This window comes from Moorena sp. SIO3I6, from assembly GCF_010672095.1.
Genome location: NZ_JAAHHU010001420.1, coordinates 1 through 1,303, shown reverse-complemented (window position 1 = coordinate 1,303; position 1,303 = coordinate 1). Strand labels below are relative to the sequence as shown.

Here is a 1,303-nt window from a genome sequence, read left to right as displayed (position 1 = left end):
GTACCTCAGCGCTATAGTAACGAGCAATTTCCGCCACCTCCTCTGAGTCAGTGGAAACAATCACTGCTGAAAACACTTGGCTTTGGGTTGCAGCAGCAATAGTATAAGCAATTAACGGATGCCCTTTTAAACGACGAATATTTTTACCAGGTACTCGTTTGGAACCAGCTCGGGCTGGAATCAGGGCAACTACTGTCGGAGTTTTAGAATCTACCAATTTTCCTGATCTTAGACAATAATCTTGCTGGCAAATTTTTGATCACCACTTTATAGTTTACAGAAATAGGGAATAGGGAATCGGGAATCGGGAGTCGGGAGTCGGGAGTCGGGAGTCGGGAGTCGGGAGTCGGGAGTCGGGAGTCGGGAGTCGGGAATCGGGAGTAGTAGGAAAGAAATAGGAGTAATTTTTGGTTTTATAATAAATCACCATTGCAGTTAATTAGCTATTAGTAAATAATATATTTAATTCTTGTCAATATTGATATTATTCTTGTATAATTATTGTAGCCGTAATCAAATATTTTAGGTACAATTTACTAGGGTTTATGGAGTAGTAATTAGGGCATAATAATTGCCCCTGACTACCGTGAAGTAAATCCCACATGACTTCCTTAATAAGGGAAGAAACTTGTTCGCGTAGCGTGGCCTTTTGGCCAAGGTAAATCATCTGGTAAATCATAAGTAGTAAAAAAACGTTCTAATAGAGCAATGGTAAAAATTAACAGTCATAGCTTGTAATCGCAAATCACACCATAAAAATCACACAATAAACAGAATCTGCACTAGCTACCTGTAGGGTGGGCAAAACCTTGCCCACCCTACAAATGGAGTCTGTGCGTAAGTCCTGAATCAGAAGTATAGCGGTAATTATACTTATGCTTTACACATAATTTTGACCCTATTCCCTGTTCCCTATTACCTAAAATACAAAACGTACTTCAAGCAATTGATAACTGCAATCGTAAACATTATCTTGCAGCAAAGCAAATGACAAACTCAGACCAGTTTGATACCCGTTTCAACCTTTTACTAACTGCCTTCGAGCGCACCAACCAACAGATTGAACAGCTTGGTCACAGGATTGATGCTGTCACCCAACAGATTGAACAGCTTGGTCACAGAACTGATTCCAATGCTCGTGCTATCGAGCAGACCAACCAAAAGATTGAACAACTTGGTCACAGGATCGATTCTAATGCTCGTGCCATTGAAGCTCTAACCAATACTGTCCATGAGTTCAAACGAGATCGCGCTCAAGCATACTCTTTGATGGCAGATTTAGCTCAAAATCAATCCCGAATGT

The 1,303-nt window shown here is 40.6% G+C and carries 1 protein-coding gene and 2 pseudogenes; 1 reads left to right on the top strand and 2 read right to left on the bottom strand.

The genetic code is table 11. The annotated features are described in order from the left end of the window. Window positions 1-217 (bottom strand): annotated as a pseudogene (locus F6K49_RS49895) (pseudaminic acid cytidylyltransferase); the annotation flags it as partial. 57 nt (window positions 218-274) lie between these two features. Beyond that, window positions 275-430, bottom strand: coding sequence for a hypothetical protein (locus tag F6K49_RS49890; protein ID WP_293020487.1), 156 nt, complete (start codon window positions 428-430; stop codon window positions 275-277). 557 nt (window positions 431-987) lie between these two features. Here F6K49_RS49890 and F6K49_RS49885 point away from each other — a divergent pair. Further along, window positions 988-1,303: pseudogene (locus F6K49_RS49885) on the top strand (hypothetical protein); the annotation flags it as partial.